This window comes from Ferdinandcohnia salidurans (assembly GCF_042680725.1).
Lineage (GTDB): Bacteria > Bacillota > Bacilli > Bacillales > Bacillaceae_L > Ferdinandcohnia > Ferdinandcohnia salidurans.
Map to the genome: position 1 here is coordinate 315134 of NZ_JBHUEK010000018.1, position 20392 is coordinate 335525.

Sequence of the window (20392 nt, forward strand, 5' to 3'; positions counted from 1 at the left end):
TAAGTACCCTCTTAAAATCAATCATTAAAATGTTTTTATTTTTGCATCTTCGACAAATTCTGCGTTTTTACTGAATTGGCTCATCACAAGTCCTAATGCTGTTCCCACCAGGGCTGGAACAATCCACTCTAAGCCAACGGATGCTAAAGGTAACATATTTTTCATATCTTGAATTGGTCCAAGATCAAGGCCAAATGCATTTAATCCACTGATGAGTGCAAATACACCTGTAAATAACATCGCAGAGCCATATACGGCTTTCGTATTTTTAAAATATCGACTAAAGAAGGTTAAAACAACTAATACAATTAATAAAGGGTAAGTCATTACTAGGAAAGGTACAGATACTTTTAAAATCTGTGCTAATCCTAGGTTTGATAGGGTAAAACCAACTAATGTTACAAGTAGTACAACTGACTTATAGGTTGCCTTTGGAAGTAAGTTTGAAAAATACTGTCCACAAGCAGTCGTTAATCCAACAACGGTTGTGAAACAAGCTAATGTGAAAATTAAGCCAAGCAGTACAGTTCCACTTTGTCCAAATAAAAGAGTCGCTGCAGAAGATAAGATATCTGTACCATCATCAAATGTTCCGTGGCCAGCCATTTTTGCACCAATTAATCCAATTCCAACATAAATAGCTGAAAGGAGGATACCTGCAATGACCCCAGCTTTAAATGTATATTTTGTTAACTGTGACCGATTTTCGATTCCCTTTTTTTGAATCGAGTTTAAGATAACAATTCCGAAAGCCAATGAAGCAAGAGCATCCATTGTATTGTAACCTTCAAGGAAACCAGAGAAGAACGCACCAGTTTGATAACCTTCTGAAGGATTTAGGAATGGTGTATCGATTTTAAATAACCCAACAATGATTAACGTAATGATTGCAATTAATAAGGTTGGAGCAATTAGGCGCCCCATATATTTTTCCATTTTACTAGGATTTAAGCTGATAAAATAGACAAGTCCAAAGAAAATTACTGAGAAAAGCAAGAGAACAAGGGCTGCATTTGTTGATTCAGGTAAAAATGGAGTGATGCCCATTTCGAACGCAACGTTCGCATTTCTTGGAATTGCAAGAAAGGGTCCAATACAAAGGTAGACGGCAACCATAAAGGCTGTGCTAAAAACAGGATGAACACGATCGCCCATTGCCTGTGCGCCACCTTTTACAAGTGAAACCGCAAAGATAACAACCACCGGTAAACCTACGCCCGTTACAATAAAGCCAAGCATACCCGTCCAAAAATTAGTACCAGCACCAGCACCTAAAAAAGGTGGGAAAATCAAATTACCAGCACCAAAAAACATCGAAAATAACATAAACCCAATAAATAAAGTATCTAACTTCTTCACCAAAATCATCTCCTTAAAAAATATTCTAAAATAGGGACGGAGGGACAGGTCCATTGTCCCAGAAAAAACAAAAAACCTCGCCCCTAAAAATAGGGACGAGGTTAACTCGCGATACCACCCTGATTCCGTAGTTTCAAAGAAAATAGACTACGACACTCACCAACGTACAAACATACGTGTTCCTTCGTAACGGCGGACTACCCGTCAAAGCTTACTTGTTTCTGCTTTGCATCTCAGAGATGATTTTCGGATGGCTCTGAACATCGACTTTCAGCAACTGTCGACTCTCTGGGGAACAGGATTCCAATCGTACTCTTTCTCTTCATCGATTTTTAATATACTGGTATATTATCAGAAGAGGGGATAGAAGGTCAACAAGTTTTTTGATAGTTTTTATTATTAAATGTTTTTTTGGGACGGAGGGACAGGTTCCTTGTTCCTGTAAAAATATGGGTGGGACAAGGAGCCTGTCCCCATGACCCACAACTTATTTGAGAGAGGTTCCATGTCCCCTAGAGTAGTTCGCTTTCGATTCCTTGTTTACAGGCAAGGACGTTTTTGATGATTTGATCGATAAATTCATCGGTAATTCGGTATTTTGGAACACTGACGCTAAAGGCCCCATGGTTTTTTCCATCAACTGTAATACTTGCACCGACACAAAAGATATCTGCCTCATGTTCTTCATTATCAAAGGAGTATCCTCTTTTGCGTATTTCATTGATCTCCTTCATAAAGTCTTCTTTTGTTGTAATCGTATTTTGAGTTTTCTTTTCTAAAGTATGGTTGTTTAAATACTCTTCTATTAGATGGTCGGGTTGGTCAGCTAAGATTGATTTTCCCATTGCCGAACAATAGAGTGGGATTGCTTTACCGACACGTGAGTATAAAGAGACCGGGTTGAAACTCTCTAATTTCGTTATATAGACGATGCTATAACGTTCAAGAATACCGAGGTGTACGGTCTCAGTTGTTTGTCCTCTAAGTTTTTCTAAATAAGGCTGTGCGATGTCTTTGATTTCGTTTTGATTTAATGCCCTGTTGGCGTATTTGATGATGGCCATCCCAAGACGGAACTTTTTCGTTTCTTCATCCTTTTGTACATATCCAATTAATTGGAGTGTATCTAAGATTTTTAAAGCGGTCGAACTTGTTAATTCAGTTTCTTTTGCTATTTGTTGAAGACTTTGTGGTTTGTCGACAGAAGACAGGTATTTTAGTATATTATCCGCTTTTAACAACACGGTACCATATGGTTGCTTCTTTTCTTCCAAGGTAATCACTCACTTTTGTTAAATTTCTAAAAAGATTCAATCTATTGGTTGAAATCCCTTTCACTATTATATATAATTACCTTGTAAGTTTCCATATAATAAAATAAATTTCCAAATAGGAAATAGTCTAAGGGATTTTGGAGGCAACTATGAAAAAAATAAATGTACTCTCAAAAATCGCAGATTGCGGCGTTGTCGCAGTTGTTCGAGCAGACACAAAAGAAGAAGCGGTTAAAATCTCAGAAAGCTGTGTAGAGGGTGGGATCATCGGAATCGAGGTGACCTTTACAGTTGAAGGTGCGGACGAGGTTATTAAAGAACTAGCTTCCATCTACAAAAATAGTGAAGTTGTGATTGGTGCTGGAACAGTACTTGATTTTACAACTGCACGAATTGCAATCTTAGCAGGAGCACAATTCGTTGTAAGCCCAAGCTTTGATGAAGAAACTGCTAAACTATGTAACTTGTATCAAATTCCGTATATGCCAGGCTGCATGACCATTACTGAAATGAAGCGTGCACTAGAATCCGGTGCTGACATTATTAAGCTCTTCCCAGGGAATGCTTTTGGTCCGGAATTTGTGAAAGCGGTTAAGGCTCCATTACCACAGGTGAATATCATGCCGACAGGTGGCGTAAGTCTAGATAACATTGATCAATGGATTAATAATGGATGTGTAGCTGTTGGTGTAGGTGGGAATTTGGTTGCCCCTGCCAAAACAGGTGATTACGCAAAAATTACTGAATACGCAGCGCAGTATGTTGCGAAAGTTAGAGAAGCAAGAGGGGAATAAGCGATGAAAAAGAAGATTGTTGCATTTGGTGAACCCTTACTACGCTTATCAACTCACTTGGGTGAACGTCTTTTTCAAACTGATCAGCTAACTATGCATTATGGTGGAGCGGAAGCAAATGTAAGTGCAGCCCTTTCAAGTTTTGGCTATGATGTCTATTTTGTTGGTAAAGTACCAAACAATCCACTTGGTCAAGCATATGAGCGACATTTACATTCATTTGGTGTTAATACCGATTATCTTTTAAAAGGTGGAGAACGCCTAGGTACATATTACCTGGAAACCGGAGTAGGTGAAAGAAGTGCACAAGTAACCTATGACCGAAAAGCTTCTAGCTTTGCACAGCTTTCAACGGATGAAATAAATTTTGAAGAAATTTTACAAGGTGCCGAGCTTTTCCATGTATCAGGTATCACACCAGCCCTATCGCCAGATTTACAGGAGCTAACCTTACAAGGCTTAAAAGTTGCAAAAGAATTAGGAGTCAAAACTAGCTTTGATTTCAATTATCGTGCAAAATTATGGACTCTTGAAGAAGCTTCACGTGGAATCCAACCATTTTTACCATATGTAGATATATGTTCTTGTGGAGAATTGGATGCGCTTAACTTATTAGGCATTGAAGAAGCAGACAAACATTTGGATCACTCTGGGAAACTATCTTTTTATTATAAAAAGATAACGGAAAAGTATCCGAATATGAAATACTTATTTTCTACTTTTAGAGAAGTCATTTCGGCTTCACATAATACATTGCAAGGTAATTTCTTCGTTAACGGGGAGTTGTACCAATCAAGGGTGCATAACATCGACCAAATTGTAGACCGAGTTGGAGGCGGAGATGCCTTTGCTTCAGGTATTATATTTGGAATTTTAGAAGGAAATGATCCTCAGCAAATTGTCAATTTTGGAACTGCAGCTTCTGCACTAAAGCACACTGTTCATGGAGATTGCAATGTCTTTTCGGAAGAGGATATTAAAGCCTTTGCTGAAAATGCCTCAGGAAAAATCGTCCGATAAGATATTCAAATATATAAATATTACTTTTAGGAGGAATATGAAATGGAAACAAAAATGGAAACACGTTACGCAAATCATCCCGAGGAAATCAAAAGATTTAATACTGATGAGTTAAGAAAACAATTTTTGGTGGAAACCATTTTCGAGCCTGGACAAGTAAAGTTAACATATACACATAATGACCGTATGATCTTTGGTGGAGTAACTCCTACTGACAAAGAATTAACAATAACGCTTAATAAAGAATTAGGAGTAGAGTATTTCTTAGAGCGCCGTGAATTGGGAATTATTAACATCGGTGGCGAGGGAATGGTCATTCTTGATGGTGAAGAATACAACATGGTCCGTCAAGATGGATTATATGTAGGTAAAGGAACGAAGGAAGTTTTATTCACTTCTAAGGACCCTAACAATCCAGCGAAGTTTTATATCAATTCAGCACCAGCACACCACAAGTATCCAACTGTAAAAATCGATATTAATGAAATTAAGCCATTCGAAACAGGCGAGCCTGGAACACTAAACGAACGTAAAATCTATCAATATGTACATCCAAATGTATGTGAAAGTAACCAACTTCAAATGGGTCTAACCATGCTAGCTCCAGGAAGCGTATGGAACACAATGCCATGTCATACACATGAGCGTAGAATGGAAGTTTACCTATACTTTGATATGGAGCCGGAAACTCGTGTATTCCACTTCATGGGTCAACCAAGTGAAACAAGACATCTTGTTATGAAAAACGAACAGTGTGCAATTTCACCAAGCTGGTCTATTCATACTGGAACTGCAACAAGTAACTATACATTCATCTGGGGTATGTGTGGAGAAAACATCACGTACACTGACATGGATGTTGTAGCAATGGAAGACTTACGATAAGGAATTGGAGGACTTTTAAAATGACAACACAATTGTCTGATTTCTCACTAGACTTTTTCTCATTGACAGGGAAGGTTGCAATCGTGACTGGTGGTGCTACTGGACTAGGTCAAGGCTTTGCAGTTGCATTAGCAAAAGCTGGAGCAGACCTATTCATTACGACACATGGCACTAGCTGGGACGAAACTAGAGAATTAATCGAAAAAGAAGGTCGCCGTGTCGAACTTTTCCAAACGGATCTATCCAAACGTGAAAATGCGAAAGCAGTAGTTTCAGAATGTGTAAAAGCATTTGGAAAAGTTGATATTTTAGTAAACAATGCTGGTACTATTCGTCGTTCACCAATTCTAGAATATAAAGAAGAGGACTGGGATGCTGTTATCGACCTGAACTTAAATTCTCTTTATTTCTTAAGCCAAGAGGCTGCAAAAGTAATGGTAGAGCAAAAGAGCGGAAAAATCATTAACGTTGCATCTATGCTTTCATACCAAGGCGGAAAATTTGTTCCTCCTTATACAGCAAGTAAACACGCTGTTCACGGACTTACAAAGTCATTTGCAAACGAACTTGCTGAATACGGAATTCAAACAAATGCCATTGCACCTGGATATGTAGCAACTAACAACACGACACAAATCCGTGCAGATGAAAAACGTAATGCAGAAATCTTATCACGTATTCCTGCAGCGCGCTGGGCAACTCCTGCTGACCTAATGGGAACAGTCGTCTTCCTAGCAAGCAATGCATCAAATTACGTAAACGGCCACACACTAGCAGTTGACGGTGGCTGGCTAGCACGATAAAAACAAACCAAAGCTGAATCGCAAACACGCGATTCAGCTTTTTTCATGGGTCAGAGGGACAGGTCCCTCGTTCCAAAAGGGATTTTATGTATATTTTTTCTTGATTAACGTAACAGTGTTATGTTACACTATTTTGTAGAAAGGAGCCGTTTAGAAATGAGTGAAGAATTATTATCGAAAAAGGAATTACTTGAAGTAACGGGCATTTCGTATGGGCAGCTCTATAGATGGAAGCGGAAGGACTTGATACCAGAGGAGTGGTTTATCCGAAAATCCACCTTTACAGGACAGGAGACCTTCTTTCCAAAAGAAAGGATCCTCGAGCGGATTGATAAGATTCAAAAAATGAAGGAAAACCTATCTCTCGATGAATTGGCAGAAATGTTCTCTCCAAGTGTTGGCGAATTGAACCTCAGTAAAAAGGAATTGGTCAATAGAGGTCTCGCTTCTGAAACGACAATTAATCTCTACTTAGAACACAGTAAGGAAAGTCCTGAACAGTTTCATTTTGAAGGAATATTGGTCGTTTACATCGTTGAAAAGCTTCTGCAATCTGGTGACATCAGTCTTGATGAAGCAAAAATGGTGATCCAAGTTTCAAACGATTATTTTACAAAAGAAAAGCAAAGCTATGGTGAATTAATTATCGTGCGCAAACTCGGTGTTTCAACATGTTTAATTGTCCCAAGTACTACAGATTTGGTTATTGAACAAGGAACGAAGCTTATCGTGAATCTCGCATTTGCTAATGAAATTGAAGAACTGCGAACAAAATTACTATAGATGGAGGTTATAGTATGGTAAACGTAGAAAATAAGGGAAATTTAGTGATTAACGGAATGGGGTCATCCGGCGGTGGCACTTTTAATAAAGTATTAATAAACGGAAAAGGTAATGTACAAGGTGATGTGGATTGTAATGATTTTTCAATAAATGGTACCGGCAGTGTAACCGGGAATATTAAAGGAGAACATGGGAAAATCAACGGAAGTGGAGTCATTGAAGGTTCGATTGAATTTGATCGTTTTACAATAGATGGTACTGGTAGCATTCGTGGCAATGTAAAAGTGAATAAAATGACAATCTCTGGTAAAGGAAAAGTCGGTGGCAACTTAAAGGGGGAAGAAATAAAAATTAGAGGAAATGCAACCATAGAAGAGGATTGTGAGGCTGAAGAATTCAAGGGAGAAGGTGGTTTCGCAATCGGAGGATTATTAAATGCAGATATAATCGATATCGCGATTGCTGGTGAATGTCGCGCAAAAGAAATCGGTGGTCAAACCATCAAGGTTAAGAAAGGCATTTTTGGCTTCCTTAATAATCTTTTTAAATCAGTCTACCCAGTATCCTTGAAAACAGAAATAATTGAGGCAGATGAAATTGAAATTGAATATACACATGCAAAAATGGTCAGAGGGAAAAATATCAACATCGGTCCAAACTGCGAGATTGACGTAGTTGAATACACAGGAACATTCTCACAAGACCCGTCTGCTAAAGTAAAAGAAGCAAGAAAAATGTGATAGAACAATGTTGTGTTTGGGGCGAAAGCCAGGCACATCGTCCCAAAACATAACATTAGTAAATTTGGAATTCCTTTTAAGACAGTCCTCAAAGACAAAACGAGAGGATTACTTTGTGAAATGTCTCTGATAAGTGGTCTCAAAGACAAAACTAAGCAGTCCCTTATCTAAAATGTCTTTGATAACGGAACTCTAAGTCATATCCACAAAGTCGACCAACTCAAATTTCTCTAATACTAATCCCAAAGACAAAACGTTTAGCCATCAACCTAAATGTCTCCATTACCGATTCTCAACGACAAACCCAGGCTCAACAGTGATGAGTTATACTCCCAACTACTCCACCTAAACACAATCCCAATCCCCCGAACCAAGTTGTTTTTGCACTTTATCCAAAAGATAGTTAGAATAAACAATAGTCAAATAAAGTGAACTTGATAAGGAAGGTACATAACAATGTCAAAATGGTCTCAATTAGAAGAAATGAAACCTTTTATACAGAAAAACTGGCAAGAGTCAGGTTTTGAAGCACCAACAGCCATACAAGAAAAGGCTATCCCTGCAATTATAGAGGGGAAAGATGTCATATGTGAATCCCCGACTGGAACGGGAAAAACTCTTTCTTACTTACTTCCAGCAATACAAAAGCTCGACGAAACAAAGAACGGAATCCAAATTGTCGTCCTTGCTCCGTCCCGTGAGCTTGTCATGCAGATTTCGGATGAAGTAAAAAAGTGGACGCAAGGCACAAACATCGTAAGCGCGTCATTCATTGGCGGTGCGAACATTAAAAAGCAAGTCGAGAAGCTGAAAGAACGCCCGCAAATTGTGATTGGAACAACGGGACGTATTATGGAACTCATCAAAATGAAAAAAATGAAAATGCATGAGGTTACAACGGTAATCGTCGATGAGGCGGACCAGCTCGTTTCAAATGAACACCTTTCGAATATTCAAAGCATTATCAAATCAACATTACGTGATCGTCAAATTCTCTTTTTCTCAGCAACCATTTCGGAGCAAACGGAAAAAGTGGCGAAGTCTTTGATGAACAATGCGGAAATCATCCGAGTTCAACAAACAATCAATCAGGAGAACACCACTCACATTTATTTTCTTTGCGAGCAGCGGGATAAAATTGATGTGTTACGTAAAATTATGTACACAGAGCCAGACAAGGCGATTGCTTTTATAAAAAGCCTCGATAAAGTAGAGGAAATTGAAGCGAAGTTAACGTATAACCATATTGATGTCGCGGTACTCGCTGGAGAAGCAAAAAAACAAGAACGACAACAATCGTTGAAAAACTTCCGTGCAGGAAAAATCCCTCTATTGTTAACAACAGACGTGGCAGCGAGGGGGCTAGATATTCAAGATGTCACCTATGTCATTCATTTTGACTTTCCGAAAACAACCAGTCAATATGTTCACCGTTCGGGACGTACAGGACGAATGGGGAAAAAGGGTGTTGTCATTTCGATCGTAAATGCACGTGAAGAAAGCTTCCTGAAAAAGATGGGGCATGAACTAGGAATTTCGTTCACTAAGAAGGATTTTTACAAGGGCGAAATCGTAGACGCGCAGGAAAAGAAAACCCCAGCTCCTCAAAAAAGAAAACCAACTTCACATAAGAAAACGAAACGATAATCGGACGAACAGCACCAGTTCGTCCTTTTTTTAATTGGTAAAAAAGAAGAAGTACTTTTATAATAAAGATGATAACGTTTACGGGGATGGGGGAATGGTCGTGTCAAAAACCATAAAAATTGGAGTAGTCGGATCTGGTAGCATTGCGAATACACATATTAAAAGCATTCAAGAAGTAACCAACGCTGAACTTGTTGCCATATACTCGCGCAATAAAGAGACGGTTCAAAAACTAGCAGATACATACAATTTAAAAGCCTACACAGACTACCAGGAATTCTTAACAAATGCAGGAATCGATATGGTTGTCATCGTTACACCAAGTGGTACTCACTCTCAACTAGGAATTGATGCTGCAAAAGCGGGTAAGCATGTCGTTGTAGAAAAACCAATTGATATTACAATAGAAAAAACGGATCAACTCATCGAAGCATGTAAAGAAGCCAATGTGACATTAAGTTGTATTTTCCAACATCGTTTTGATGAAGCCGTTCAAGATGTTAAAAAAGTATTAAATGAAGGCGAGTTTGGGCAATTAAATTTTGGAGCTGCTCGTACAACTATTTATCGATCTCAGGAATATTATGATAGCGGTGCATGGCGTGGAACGTGGGATTTGGACGGTGGTGGCGCATTAATCAATCAGTCAATCCATTATATTGATCTTCTTCTTTATCTAATGGGTCCAGTTGATGAGGTTTATGCCTATACAGCTACACGTGCTCATGAGCGCATTGAGGTGGAAGATATCGGTGTTGCAACGGTTAAATTTAAATCAGGTGCACTTGGGCTAATTGAAGGGAATACGACTGCCTTTCCTGGTTTTTCAACAACACTTGATATTTTCGGTACGAACGGAAGTGTCATCATCGAGAATGACCATATTAAAGAGTGGAATTTCAAGAGTGGTTTGGAATACGAGAACAAACAAAACAATATCGAAAATGACGTGTCCTCAAATATTGTAAAAACAAATAAATCTTTTGTTAAACAATACACAGACATCGTACAAGCGATTGTAGAAAATCGTAAACCACTAGTGACTGGTGAAGAGGCCAGAAAACCGCTTGAATTAATAATGGCTATTTACCAATCAGCAAAAGAAGGAAGACCTGTAAAACTATAATCTTTTATAGATCAAAGACTAAGAACGCCGCTTCCGGTGGTAACGTCCTTGTGACCCACGTCGTGTGGGCAAAAGTGTCTCATATTTTTGAGGCATTTTTTATTTTAAAATAATTTATTATATAATTGTGAAAATTCAATAAAATACTTGTAAACCAGCTGGCTTTATCATAAGATGAAATTGTTTGAAGGTCCAAATTTTGTAAACGCTACCAATGTTTACAGACCGGGAAAATAAAAAATAAAGGGGGAACGTTTTTATGAGGAAAAAATGGTTAGCATTTCTGTCCATTTCCTTCGTACTTGCAGGAATATTAGCTGCTTGTAGTGGTGGAGGAACAGAAAAGGAGCAGACTAGTGCTCCGGGGAACAATGACAGCAATGAAAAAGAGAAAGATCCGATTGTGTTACGTTTAGCAGACAATCAGCCAGATGACTACCCAACAGTCGTCGGAGATAAGGCGTTTGCGAAATTAGTAGAAGAAAAAACAGATGGCAGAATTAAAGTTGAAGTTTATTCAGGTGGCCAGCTGGGTGATGAAAAAAGCGTAATTGAACAGGTTCAATTAGGAACTATTGATTTTGCGCGTGTAAGTGCAAGCCCACTTGCTGAGTTCTCTAAAAATCTAGGTGTTCTTTCTATGCCTTACATATTTAGGGATGCAGATCATATGTGGAATGTCCTTAATGGAGAGATTGGTGAGGAGCTACTAGTTGGTATGGAAGAAGCGAATATGAGAGGACTAGTATTCTACGATTCTGGTAGCCGTAACTTTTATAACTCTAAACATCCAGTCGAAAAGCCAGAAGATTTAAAAGGCCTCAAGATTCGTGTTCAACAATCAGCCCTTGTCGTAGATATGGTTGAAGCATTAGGTGCATCAGCAACACCAATGGCGTATGAAGAAGTATATTCAGCACTTCAAACAGGCGTTATCGATGGTGCTGAGAATAACTATCCAAGCTACTACTCAGTAAATCACTTTGAAGTCGCAAAATATTTTACGTTAGATGGACATTCCCGTGTACCAGAGATTCTTATGATATCAAAAAAGGTATGGGGTGAGTTAAGCGCAGAAGATCAAAAAGCATTGAAAGAAGCTGCGATGGAATCTCAAAAGGTTCAAATCGATTCTTGGGCTGCTTTAGTTGAAGAAGCCAAGGAAAAGGTTGAAGCAGCAGGAAATGAAGTTACTGAAATTACAGATACTGCACCTTGGCGTGAAGCAGTACAGCCTGTCTATGATAAGCATGGTGGAGCATACAAAGAATGGATTGAAAAAATTGAAGCGGTAGAATAATCAAAAAAAGCCCTACCTGAGGTTGACTCTAACCTAAGGTAGGGTTATTTGTTATAACAAACATAACGCCATGATTGTCCCGACACCACTAAACAGAAAGGCAAATCCTAAATTCCAGAGAGAGACCTTATAAGAATTAACATGCAATAAATCTCCGGTAATCGAAACAGACACATTAAAAGGCCCGGCAATCGTAGTCGATAAAGCAGAAGTAATCATGACTAAACTCAAACTTAACGGGTTAACCATCTGCAAAACAGGTTCAACAATTGCGATAAGAATAGTCAATGTCACTAGCGGATGAAACCCAGTTAAAGCAAGCCCAAGAAATAACACTTGTATGAACAGAAACAAGAATACTGGATAATGGCTTAAAGCTGTAAAAGGCTCCTGTAAATAATCGATAAAGCCCGAATCACCTAAATTTCCTGTGAAAAACCCAACCCCTAAAAAGAGGACCAAATTATCCTTTAAACCAATCGTACGCTTTTTCCATAAAGGAATTGCAAATGTTAGATATGACCTTAAGCGTTTAATCGAAATGGCCCATAAAAATGAGAAGGGAACTATCACAATTGCAATCGTTTGTAGAAAGCCCATATCCAACATGCGATTCACACTTAAAATTGCTAACATAAACAAGGCGAGGTAGAAAACCAGAGATATAACCTTTCGTTTCATTTGTCTTTTTGCGGCCTCACCCTCAATCTCCTGACCTTCTCCTGTCAGTTCATATTTTTTAAAGGACAAATAGCCAATCAACCAATTTAATAAAATTAAAATAAAGGTAAAAAGTAACAACCATGGCAAGACCGTTAAGTATGGAAGATGGGTCGATTCCACGGTTAAAATAACTAACAACTCCATAGGCGAAATGATAATACTAAAAACATATCCCCTTAGCATGGCACGTGAAATAAATTTATTTCGAAGATTTTCTGCCATATGAGAAATGTTCTTCTGTATAACTGCCTTAACGAGTGGGAGGGTTGCAAGGTTAAGAAAACCTCCCAATAAAAAGGTAACCATTGATGTTCGACCAAATAACTGCCCCATATTATGAATCCGGACTTTTAAAAGTTTACTAACTTGCTGATCGTATCGTCCCACGATAATTATCGAGTTGATAAAAGGAAGGACATAAAAGATAGCTAATAAGGGAACCATGGATGTAGTATACATCGGTAACTCTGTAATTTCCCTACCTTCAAGGAAAAATACTAGAATACCAATCCCTACAAAAAGAATACTAATAACCCTGAATAATAGAGAAGATCCTTTAATTGAAAAAAGCCACGCAAGAATGGCTAGAATTCCCATCCCTGTCGTAACCCATAAGGAATCAACTATTAAACTTAAAAAATATAACAAAAATAATAGACTATACAGAACAATCATGATTATCTCCTTGTTGTAAAAATAAACAATGGCTAGACAATAAACCTAGCCATCTCATAGTAGTATACCAGCTTGAGCACACGAAACCCGTTCATTTATTTTCGGGGTTAATTGTTTAAGAATAGGTGTTGTATCCTTCGTTTTTATTTGAGTTATTAGCGTATCAACCATATTACAAGCAATTTCATCCACCGGGACCCCGATACTCGTTAATGGAATTTCCAGATTTCCCATTTGTGAGATATTATCATAGCTCATAACGGAAATATCCTTCGGGATAATTAAGTTTGCCTCACGAAGTGCGCGAACAATTCCTGCGCTAATATCATAACTTGAACCAATAATTGCAGTAGGTCTGTTAGAAGAGTTCAACAATCGCTTCGTTGCTAAATATCCATCATACCAATTAAGTCCTGCTGTGTTTACTAAATTTTCATTTGTAATCGGTAGGTTCAGGCTTTTCATCGCTTTTTTTATACCGTAGTATTTTTCTAATTGACGATCATCAATAGGTGAGAAGTCGCCAAGATAGGCGATATTTCGATGCCCCAGATTATATAAATACTCAACAGACATTTTCATAGCCATTTGATAACTGACATCAATCACAGTATGTTTTTTGTTTCTTCCAACACCGTACGTCACGATCGGAATCGAAACCGTATCTAAAATACTATGATTATGTTCATCAAACACAAGAACCCCATCTACTTGATACCGTTTGAACAACTCAAGCGAGTCCTCAATACAATCAATTGATAATATCATAGAATAGGATTTTGACTTAATTTCCTCATTGATTCTAGTAACCAATGTAGAAGGTGCAATCCGTTCTAGAGTCGGCCAAATCAAACCAATTACCTTTGTTTGTTTTGAAACAAGGCTTTGGGCAGCAAAATTAGGTTTATATCCTAACTCCTTGGCAATTTTCATAATCTTTGACTTTGTGTCAGGTCTTACTAATGGGCTATCGTTCAACGCTTTTGAAACAGTAGAGTAACTCACACCAGCTACCCGTGCAACATCCTTAATCGTAATATTCATAGAAGTCACCTATAGATTTTATTTTAATATGTTGTTTCATGTAAAATTCCTTAACAACGTTATTATTTTTTTGTGAATTTATAGCTTATTTATCTAATATTTTCACAGGTTTCTACTATAATGTCAACGTTTACAAAACTATATATTTAGAATTCGACAAAAAAAGACTTGAAAACTACTATAATTTAATTTATGATGTAGTAGAAATAACAACGTTGTTATTTTATCGAAGTCTATAACACAAATGAAAGCGATTGCCAGTTGCTTTCGATTTTTTTTCATAACATATGAAAGCGTTTCATATGGAAGGTTATGTCTTATAGACTTCGAAACCAAAATTAAAACACACCAGAGGGGGAAGCTTTTTATGAAGAAAAAAGGCTTAGCAGTTCTATCTATGTCCTTTATGCTTGCTGGCTTATTAGCAGCTTGTGGCGGAGGAGATGATTCAGCTACTAAAACTAGTGGCGGAGATGGCGATGCAAAAGATCCTATCGTTTTAAAATTAGCAGACAACCAACCTGAGGATTATCCAACAGTTGTAGGGGATAAAGAGTTTGCGAAATTAGTAGAAGAAAAAACGGATGGACAAGTTAAGGTTGAAGTGTACGCGGGTGGTCAACTTGGTGACGAGAAGAGCGTTATCGAGCAAGTTCAATTAGGTACAATCGACTTTGCACGTGTTAATGCAAGTCCACTTGCTGAATTCTCTAAAGATTTAGGTGTTCTTTCAATGCCTTACCTATTTAGAGATGCAGATCATATGTGGAGTGTATTAAACGGTGATATCGGTGAGGATTTATTAGCTGGTATGGAAGAAGCGAATATGAGAGGACTAGTATTCTATGATTCTGGTAGCCGTAACTTCTATAACTCTAAACATCCAGTTGAAAAGCCAGAAGATTTAAAAGGTCTTAAAATTCGTGTTCAACAATCTGCTCTAGTAGTAGACATGGTAGAATCACTTGGTGCATCTGCAACTCCTATGGCGTATGAAGAGGTATATTCTGGCCTTCAAACAGGTGTTATCGATGGTGCTGAAAACAACTATCCAAGTTACTATTCAGTAAATCACTATGAAGTAGCAAAATACTTCACTTTAGATGCTCATTCACGCGTTCCTGAAATTTTAATGATTTCTTCTAAAGTATGGAACGATTTAAGTGAAGAACATCAAAAAGCAATCAAAGAAGCTGCAATGGAATCACAAGAAGCTCAAAAATCATCTTGGGCAGATCTAGAAAATGAAGCAAAAGAAAAAGTAGAAGCTGCTGGTAATGAAGTAGTTGAAATTACAGATACTGCTCCATGGCGTGAAGCTGTACAACCTGTTTATGACAAACATGGTGGCGCATACAAAGAATTCATTGAAAAAATCGAAGCTGTAGAATAATTTTCTATAAAGCTTTTGGTGGCAAATTCTCCCTTAAGATAATGGTCTTGAGGGAGGGGTGCCCCTCATATAGTTTAGTAAGACTTCATGTATTGAAAGCAAAGAATATAAATTTTCTAACACGAGAAATGATGTGTTTGGGTTAGTTAAAAAGGTAATGAAAAGCTTCGTTAGTTTTTTAACGAATACAGAAAGTATTATGCAACTAATGCTTTGCTTTCATCTGAGGCTCGACAATCATCGAGTTTGCTTTAAGGAGGCTAGTTAAATGGAACGGTTAAAAAAAATCAAAAGTATGTTTGATAACGGGATAGACAATCTTAATGTTATTTTCATAGCATTAATGACCGTTATTGTTGCTGCAACAGTTTTCACAAGATATTTTTTCAGCTATACTCCCCGTTGGTCCTCGGAGGTGTCAATGCTACTACTAGTGTGGGTAAGTTTTATCGGAATCGCTGTTGGTTTCAGAGATAAGCTCCATATTGGTGTGGGTGCATTAGTTGCGTTATTCCCAAAAAAGGTCCAAACCTTATGTGATATTATTGCAAAACTTTTAGTAATCATTGTTGCCATTATTTTTATTGTTTACGGATTTAGATTTACATCATTGATGGGCGGATCCACAATGGCAGGAACTGGGCTACCACAAAGTGTTTTATACGCAGCAATCCCTGTTTCAGGAATTTTAATGCTGTTTTACGGCATCGAGCTATTGTTTAAAAAGGGTATGCACCAAGAATGGGATGAACAGATAGAGGAGTGAGTTATAAATGGAAGTATTAGTATTATTAGGAAGCTTTGTTCTTCTCTTACTTATACGCGTTCCTGTTGCACTAAGTTTAATAGTGTCATCATTTTTAACAGGAATTTATATGGATATAGATTTAGCAGCATTAGTACAACGTATGGTAGGCGGACTCAATTCATTCTCACTCCTTGCGATTCCATTCTTTATTTTAGCAGGAGAAATTATGAATGAAGGCGGTATTTCAAGACGCCTAATTAATTTAGCCAACGTTATGATTGGGAAGGTCCGTGGTGGACTTGCCATGGTTAACGTATTGGCAAGTACATTCTTCGGCGGAATTTCAGGATCTGCAGTTGCAGACGTATCTTCAATCGGATCTGTTTTAATTCCAATGATGAAAAAGGCAAAATATGATTCTGATTATGCTGTAAACGTAACTATTTCCAGTGCGGCACAAGGGGTTATGATTCCACCAAGTCATAACATGATTATCTATTCTACTGCTGCAGGTGGGGTTTCAGTTGGCGCTTTATTTATGGGTGGAATTGTACCAGGTATCTTATTAGGATTAATCCTAATGGTTGTAACATATGTTATTGCGGTAAAACGTAATTACCCAAAAGGTGAACCTGTTAAAAGAGAAGAGATTCCAAAAATTGTACGTGAAGGTCTATTAGGTCTTTTAACGGCTGTTATCATCATCGGTGGTATAATAAGTGGTATCTTCACAGCTACTGAATCAGCTGCGATCGGTGTAGTATATGCATTTATTATTACATTCTTCGTATATCGTGATATTCCACTTTCAAGAATGCGTATTATCTTAGTTAGAACATCTAAAACATTAGCAATGGTACTATTCTTAATCGCTTCATCATCAGCGTTTGGATGGCTTTTAGCATTATTAAAAGTTCCAGCAATGGTTACAGAGGGACTTCTTGCATTCTCTCCTAATGACATTGTAACATTATTGATTATCAACTTAATTTTACTAGTTCTTGGTATGTTTATGGACATGGCTCCACTAATCTTAATTGCGACTCCTATTCTTTTACCTGTTGCTACTGCAGCTGGTATGGATCCAGTACAGTTTGGTGTTGTGCTAATTCTAAACCTAGCAATTGGCTTAATTACACCACCGGTAGGAACCTGTCTCTTTGTAGGTTGTGCAATTGGACAAATACCAATAGAGAAAACAGTGAAGGGAATGGCACCATTCTATTTAGCGATGATTGTAACCTTACTATTAGTTACATTCGTTCCACAGTTTTCACTATTCTTACCAGATCTATTAATAGAATAAAAAATTGGGGTGTCTTTTTAGATACCCCTTTGCCGTTGGAACTTTTAATAATAAGGTAAAAACGCAAAGGCATTAATTGATTATCTCCCTACTATTGGGTTACTATAAAATAGTAAAATTTAAAAAAGCAGGTGGACAAAAATGAAAAAATTTATGGATGAAACATTCTTATTGTCAAACGAGACTGCGGTAGCTTTGTACAATAATTTTGCAAAGGACATGCCAATCATTGATTATCACTGCCACTTAAGCCCACAGGAAATTTATGAAAACAAATCTTTCAAAAATATTACTGAAGCATGGCTGTATGGCGACCACTATAAGTGGAGAGCTATGAGAGCAAATGGTATTGAAGAAGAATACGTAACAGGAAACGCTTCTGATTATGATAAATTTGTTGCTTGGGCAAAAACAGTTCCAATGACAATTGGAAACCCATTATTCAACTGGACTCATTTAGAGCTTCAACGTTTCTTTGATGTACATGAAATCTTAAACGAAAAATCTGCTCCTGCTATTTGGGAACAATTAAATAGCAAGTTAACAGGTGAAGGGTTCGGAGCAAGAGACCTCATCAAAAAATCAAATGTAGAAGTCGTATGTACGACTGACGATCCAACTGACTCATTAGAATATCATAAGCTTATTGCTGAAGATTCAAGCTTTGATGTAAAAGTATTACCAAGCTTCCGTCCAGACAAAGGTTTAGAAATCAACCAAGACACTTTTGTTAGTTGGGTGAAAAAACTAAGTGAAGTATCTGGTGTTGAGATTTCAAACTATGATGATTTCTTAACTGCGCTAGAGAACAGAATTGAATTCTTCCATTCACTTGGTGGACGAGTATCTGACCATGCTCTTAACACAATGATGTATGAGCATACAACAAAAGAAGAAGCTGCAGCGTCATTTGAAAAAGCAATCAAAGGTGAAAAAGTTTCAATTGAAGAAGAAATTAAGTATAAATCCTATACACTCGTTTTCTTAGGGAAAGAATATGCAAAACGCGACTGGGCGATGCAATTACATATTCATGCTTTACGTAACAACAACACAAGAATGTTTGGAAAATTAGGAGCAGACACTGGTTATGACAGCATCAATGATGGTGAATTAGCGCGTCCATTGAACCAATTACTAGACGCACTAGATACAGAAGATGCACTACCAAAAACTATTCTTTACTCATTAAATCCAAACGATAACTACATCCTTGGTACAACAATTGGAAACTTCCAAGGTGGAGGAAAACCAGGTAAAATGCAATTCGGAACTGCTTGGTGGTTCAATGATCAAAAAGAAGGAATGCTTGAGCAAATGAAAGCATTAGCGAACCTTGGCTTATTCAGCCGTTTCATTGGTATGCTTACTGACTCTAGAAGCTTCCTATCTTACACTAGACACGAGTATTTCCGACGTTTAGTTTGTAACTTAATCGGAGAATGGGTAGAAGACGGAGAAATTCCAAATGACATGGATTTACTAGGAGATGTCGTAAAAGGAATCTGCTACCAAAACGCTAAAGATTACTTTGAGTTTTAAAATACACGAATGGATAGCTCGCCAATTGGCGGGCTATTTTTATCGCCCAATGTTATACTAGCGATAGTTTATTTTTGTAGGAAAGGGTAGGGGATTATGGAAAAGAAGCTTCCTCCAAATCATGAGCATATCGATAGCGAGATGATCAAGCTCGAAGTAAACCTCGATAATATGTCAGGTGAATGGTTAGGCTATGTCATGGATTTATTATTTCATGCAGGAGCAAATGACGTTTATTATACGCCTATTTATATGAAGAAAAACCGACCGGCTGTCCTTCTACAGCTTCTTTGCTCCAAAAGCAAATTAGACAAAATGAAAGACATTTTGTTTTCGGAAACAACGACGCTTGGAGTACGGTATTACCCACTATCCGTTCATCGACTCGAGCGAACTTTTACAGAAGTTATCACAAAATGGGGTAAGGTTACCGTTAAAGAAGGGATTTTCGAAGGGGAATCCGTTCAGAAATCTCCAGAATACGAAGATTGTCGCCGAATCGCAGAAGAAAATGGCATTCCATTGAAAAAAGTATATGAAGAGGTTTGGAAAGAGATCAATAAAGGGTGAAACCTAGGAGAGTGAGGTTAATACTGTCACTATCGAAGAAATAGTGTCACTGTCCGAGAAATACTGTCACTAAATCGAAAATACTGTCACTAAGAAAAGTAACATATAAAAACCCACTGAAGCCAGTGGGTTACATATCATTTAATTCCATCTGAAAAAATTTCCTGGTATTTGGACCATAAATCCCATCATCTGCTAAAGCAGCGTACATCGATTGAAATCTTCGAACAGCATCTTCCGTTAATGGACCATAGCTGCCATCAATCATTTTAGGATCAAAGTTAATATGCTTTAAAGCACGTTGAATCATACGAACTTCTTCACCTTTGTCGCCACGTCCCCAAACTCCGTTAGGAAGTGGAAACTCGTCGTCAGTCGAATTGTTCTGTTTAATAACTTCCTCAAGCTTTCTTAATGTAGCTGGCCCAACTAGCCCATCTACACCTAATCCATATCGTTTTTGGAAGCGCATGACTGCATTTTCGGTTGCAGGACCGAAGCTTCCATCAGCACCATAAGGAGACATTGAAAAACCAGCTTTAATTAAGTCTTCTTGTATTTCCTTTACAAATGGACCTTTATTTCCTCGTCGAATTGGCAGTCGAGTTGAAACTCCGGCAACGACAGGCTTTGGATTACTTGTAGGCACTCCCTTAAAAT

At 37.9% G+C, this 20392-nt stretch carries 19 protein-coding genes and 1 other annotated feature; of the genes, 14 read left to right on the plus strand and 5 right to left on the minus strand.

What is annotated here, in order from left to right; translation table 11 throughout:
* Window positions 1-24: 24 nt before the first annotated feature.
* A complete protein-coding gene (gene brnQ, locus ACFSFW_RS12565; RefSeq protein WP_388038754.1) occupies window positions 25-1359 on the minus strand; it encodes a branched-chain amino acid transport system II carrier protein in 1335 nt (444 codons plus the stop codon).
* A gap of 88 nt (window positions 1360-1447) precedes the next feature.
* Window positions 1448-1694, minus strand: a binding site (T-box leader).
* 177 nt (window positions 1695-1871) lie between these two features.
* Entirely contained in the window at window positions 1872-2633 is a 762-nt protein-coding gene (locus tag ACFSFW_RS12570) for an IclR family transcriptional regulator (RefSeq protein WP_388038757.1), read from the minus strand.
* Between the two features lie 149 nt (window positions 2634-2782).
* Here ACFSFW_RS12570 and ACFSFW_RS12575 point away from each other — a divergent pair, with 149 nt between their 5' ends.
* From ACFSFW_RS12575 to ACFSFW_RS12615, 9 genes are all read left to right on the plus strand, one after another.
* Window positions 2783-3427, plus strand: a complete 645-nt coding sequence (locus tag ACFSFW_RS12575) for a bifunctional 4-hydroxy-2-oxoglutarate aldolase/2-dehydro-3-deoxy-phosphogluconate aldolase (protein ID WP_388038760.1) — start codon at window positions 2783-2785, stop codon at window positions 3425-3427.
* 3 nt (window positions 3428-3430) lie between these two features.
* Complete coding sequence (locus ACFSFW_RS12580) at window positions 3431-4447, plus strand: PfkB family carbohydrate kinase (protein ID WP_388038763.1); 1017 nt, start codon at window positions 3431-3433, stop codon at window positions 4445-4447.
* A 54-nt stretch (window positions 4448-4501) separates the two neighbouring features.
* Complete coding sequence (gene kduI / locus ACFSFW_RS12585; RefSeq protein WP_099352897.1) at window positions 4502-5332, plus strand: 5-dehydro-4-deoxy-D-glucuronate isomerase; 831 nt, start codon at window positions 4502-4504, stop codon at window positions 5330-5332.
* Between the two features lie 20 nt (window positions 5333-5352).
* Window positions 5353-6135, plus strand: a complete 783-nt coding sequence (gene kduD / locus ACFSFW_RS12590; protein WP_388038766.1) for a 2-dehydro-3-deoxy-D-gluconate 5-dehydrogenase KduD — start codon at window positions 5353-5355, stop codon at window positions 6133-6135.
* A gap of 156 nt (window positions 6136-6291) precedes the next feature.
* Window positions 6292-6918, plus strand: coding sequence for a YhbD family protein (locus tag ACFSFW_RS12595; RefSeq protein WP_388038769.1), 627 nt, complete (start codon window positions 6292-6294; stop codon window positions 6916-6918).
* A 14-nt stretch (window positions 6919-6932) separates the two neighbouring features.
* Window positions 6933-7658, plus strand: coding sequence for a polymer-forming cytoskeletal protein (locus ACFSFW_RS12600; protein ID WP_388038772.1), 726 nt, complete (start codon window positions 6933-6935; stop codon window positions 7656-7658).
* Window positions 7659-8114: 456 nt separating this feature from the next.
* Window positions 8115-9305 (plus strand): DEAD/DEAH box helicase, encoded by a 1191-nt coding sequence (locus tag ACFSFW_RS12605; protein ID WP_388038775.1) that lies wholly within the window; start codon window positions 8115-8117, stop codon window positions 9303-9305.
* A gap of 100 nt (window positions 9306-9405) precedes the next feature.
* Window positions 9406-10431 carry a Gfo/Idh/MocA family protein gene (locus ACFSFW_RS12610; RefSeq protein WP_388038778.1) on the plus strand — a complete coding sequence of 342 codons (1026 nt, stop codon included), beginning with the start codon at window positions 9406-9408 and terminating at the stop codon, window positions 10429-10431.
* A gap of 259 nt (window positions 10432-10690) precedes the next feature.
* Window positions 10691-11731 (plus strand): TRAP transporter substrate-binding protein, encoded by a 1041-nt coding sequence (locus tag ACFSFW_RS12615; protein WP_388038780.1) that lies wholly within the window; start codon window positions 10691-10693, stop codon window positions 11729-11731.
* 51 nt (window positions 11732-11782) lie between these two features.
* Here ACFSFW_RS12615 and ACFSFW_RS12620 read toward each other — a convergent pair whose 3' ends face one another.
* Together ACFSFW_RS12620 and ACFSFW_RS12625 are read right to left on the minus strand one after the other, a co-directional pair.
* A complete protein-coding gene (locus tag ACFSFW_RS12620) occupies window positions 11783-13129 on the minus strand; it encodes a hypothetical protein (RefSeq protein WP_388038783.1) in 1347 nt (448 codons plus the stop codon).
* Window positions 13130-13183: 54 nt separating this feature from the next.
* On the minus strand, window positions 13184-14173 hold the full coding sequence (locus ACFSFW_RS12625) for a LacI family DNA-binding transcriptional regulator (protein ID WP_388038785.1): 990 nt from the start codon (window positions 14171-14173) through the stop codon (window positions 13184-13186).
* Window positions 14174-14540: 367 nt separating this feature from the next.
* On the opposite strand from ACFSFW_RS12625, the gene ACFSFW_RS12630 reads away from it, so the two are divergent.
* From ACFSFW_RS12630 to larC2, 5 genes are all read left to right on the plus strand, one after another.
* Window positions 14541-15566, plus strand: a complete 1026-nt coding sequence (locus ACFSFW_RS12630; RefSeq protein ID WP_388038788.1) for a TRAP transporter substrate-binding protein — start codon at window positions 14541-14543, stop codon at window positions 15564-15566.
* 268 nt (window positions 15567-15834) lie between these two features.
* Entirely contained in the window at window positions 15835-16332 is a 498-nt protein-coding gene (locus ACFSFW_RS12635) for a TRAP transporter small permease (RefSeq protein ID WP_304217898.1), read from the plus strand.
* 7 nt (window positions 16333-16339) lie between these two features.
* The gene (locus tag ACFSFW_RS12640; RefSeq protein WP_304217897.1) at window positions 16340-17620 is read left to right on the plus strand and encodes a TRAP transporter large permease; all 1281 of its coding nucleotides are present in this window, start codon (window positions 16340-16342) and stop codon (window positions 17618-17620) included.
* A 141-nt stretch (window positions 17621-17761) separates the two neighbouring features.
* Complete coding sequence (gene uxaC, locus ACFSFW_RS12645) at window positions 17762-19162, plus strand: glucuronate isomerase (RefSeq protein ID WP_304217894.1); 1401 nt, start codon at window positions 17762-17764, stop codon at window positions 19160-19162.
* A gap of 96 nt (window positions 19163-19258) precedes the next feature.
* Window positions 19259-19732 (plus strand): nickel pincer cofactor biosynthesis protein LarC2, encoded by a 474-nt coding sequence (gene larC2 / locus ACFSFW_RS12650; protein WP_388038794.1) that lies wholly within the window; start codon window positions 19259-19261, stop codon window positions 19730-19732.
* A gap of 130 nt (window positions 19733-19862) precedes the next feature.
* Here larC2 and ACFSFW_RS12655 read toward each other — a convergent pair whose 3' ends face one another.
* The gene (locus tag ACFSFW_RS12655; protein ID WP_388038895.1) at window positions 19863-20381 is read right to left on the minus strand and encodes a peptidoglycan-binding domain-containing protein; all 519 of its coding nucleotides are present in this window, start codon (window positions 20379-20381) and stop codon (window positions 19863-19865) included.
* Window positions 20382-20392: the final 11 nt, after the last annotated feature.

Bases quoted from the DNA above. Each gene is read 5' to 3' on its own strand.
- ACFSFW_RS12575 (WP_388038760.1), top strand. From the start codon at position 2,783: ATGAAAAAAATAAATGTACTCTCAAAAATCGCAGATTGCGGCGTTGTC.
- ACFSFW_RS12580 (WP_388038763.1), top strand. From the start codon at position 3,431: ATGAAAAAGAAGATTGTTGCATTTGGTGAACCCTTACTACGCTTATCA.
- kduI (WP_099352897.1), top strand. From the start codon at position 4,502: ATGGAAACACGTTACGCAAATCATCCCGAGGAAATCAAAAGATTTAAT.
- kduD (WP_388038766.1), top strand. From the start codon at position 5,353: ATGACAACACAATTGTCTGATTTCTCACTAGACTTTTTCTCATTGACA.
- ACFSFW_RS12595 (WP_388038769.1), top strand. From the start codon at position 6,292: ATGAGTGAAGAATTATTATCGAAAAAGGAATTACTTGAAGTAACGGGC.
- ACFSFW_RS12600 (WP_388038772.1), top strand. From the start codon at position 6,933: ATGGTAAACGTAGAAAATAAGGGAAATTTAGTGATTAACGGAATGGGG.
- ACFSFW_RS12605 (WP_388038775.1), top strand. From the start codon at position 8,115: ATGTCAAAATGGTCTCAATTAGAAGAAATGAAACCTTTTATACAGAAA.
- ACFSFW_RS12615 (WP_388038780.1), top strand. From the start codon at position 10,691: ATGAGGAAAAAATGGTTAGCATTTCTGTCCATTTCCTTCGTACTTGCA.
- ACFSFW_RS12620 (WP_388038783.1), bottom strand. From the start codon at position 13,129: ATGATTGTTCTGTATAGTCTATTATTTTTGTTATATTTTTTAAGTTTA.
- ACFSFW_RS12625 (WP_388038785.1), bottom strand. From the start codon at position 14,173: ATGAATATTACGATTAAGGATGTTGCACGGGTAGCTGGTGTGAGTTAC.
- ACFSFW_RS12630 (WP_388038788.1), top strand. From the start codon at position 14,541: ATGAAGAAAAAAGGCTTAGCAGTTCTATCTATGTCCTTTATGCTTGCT.
- ACFSFW_RS12635 (WP_304217898.1), top strand. From the start codon at position 15,835: ATGGAACGGTTAAAAAAAATCAAAAGTATGTTTGATAACGGGATAGAC.
- ACFSFW_RS12640 (WP_304217897.1), top strand. From the start codon at position 16,340: ATGGAAGTATTAGTATTATTAGGAAGCTTTGTTCTTCTCTTACTTATA.
- uxaC (WP_304217894.1), top strand. From the start codon at position 17,762: ATGAAAAAATTTATGGATGAAACATTCTTATTGTCAAACGAGACTGCG.
- larC2 (WP_388038794.1), top strand. From the start codon at position 19,259: ATGGAAAAGAAGCTTCCTCCAAATCATGAGCATATCGATAGCGAGATG.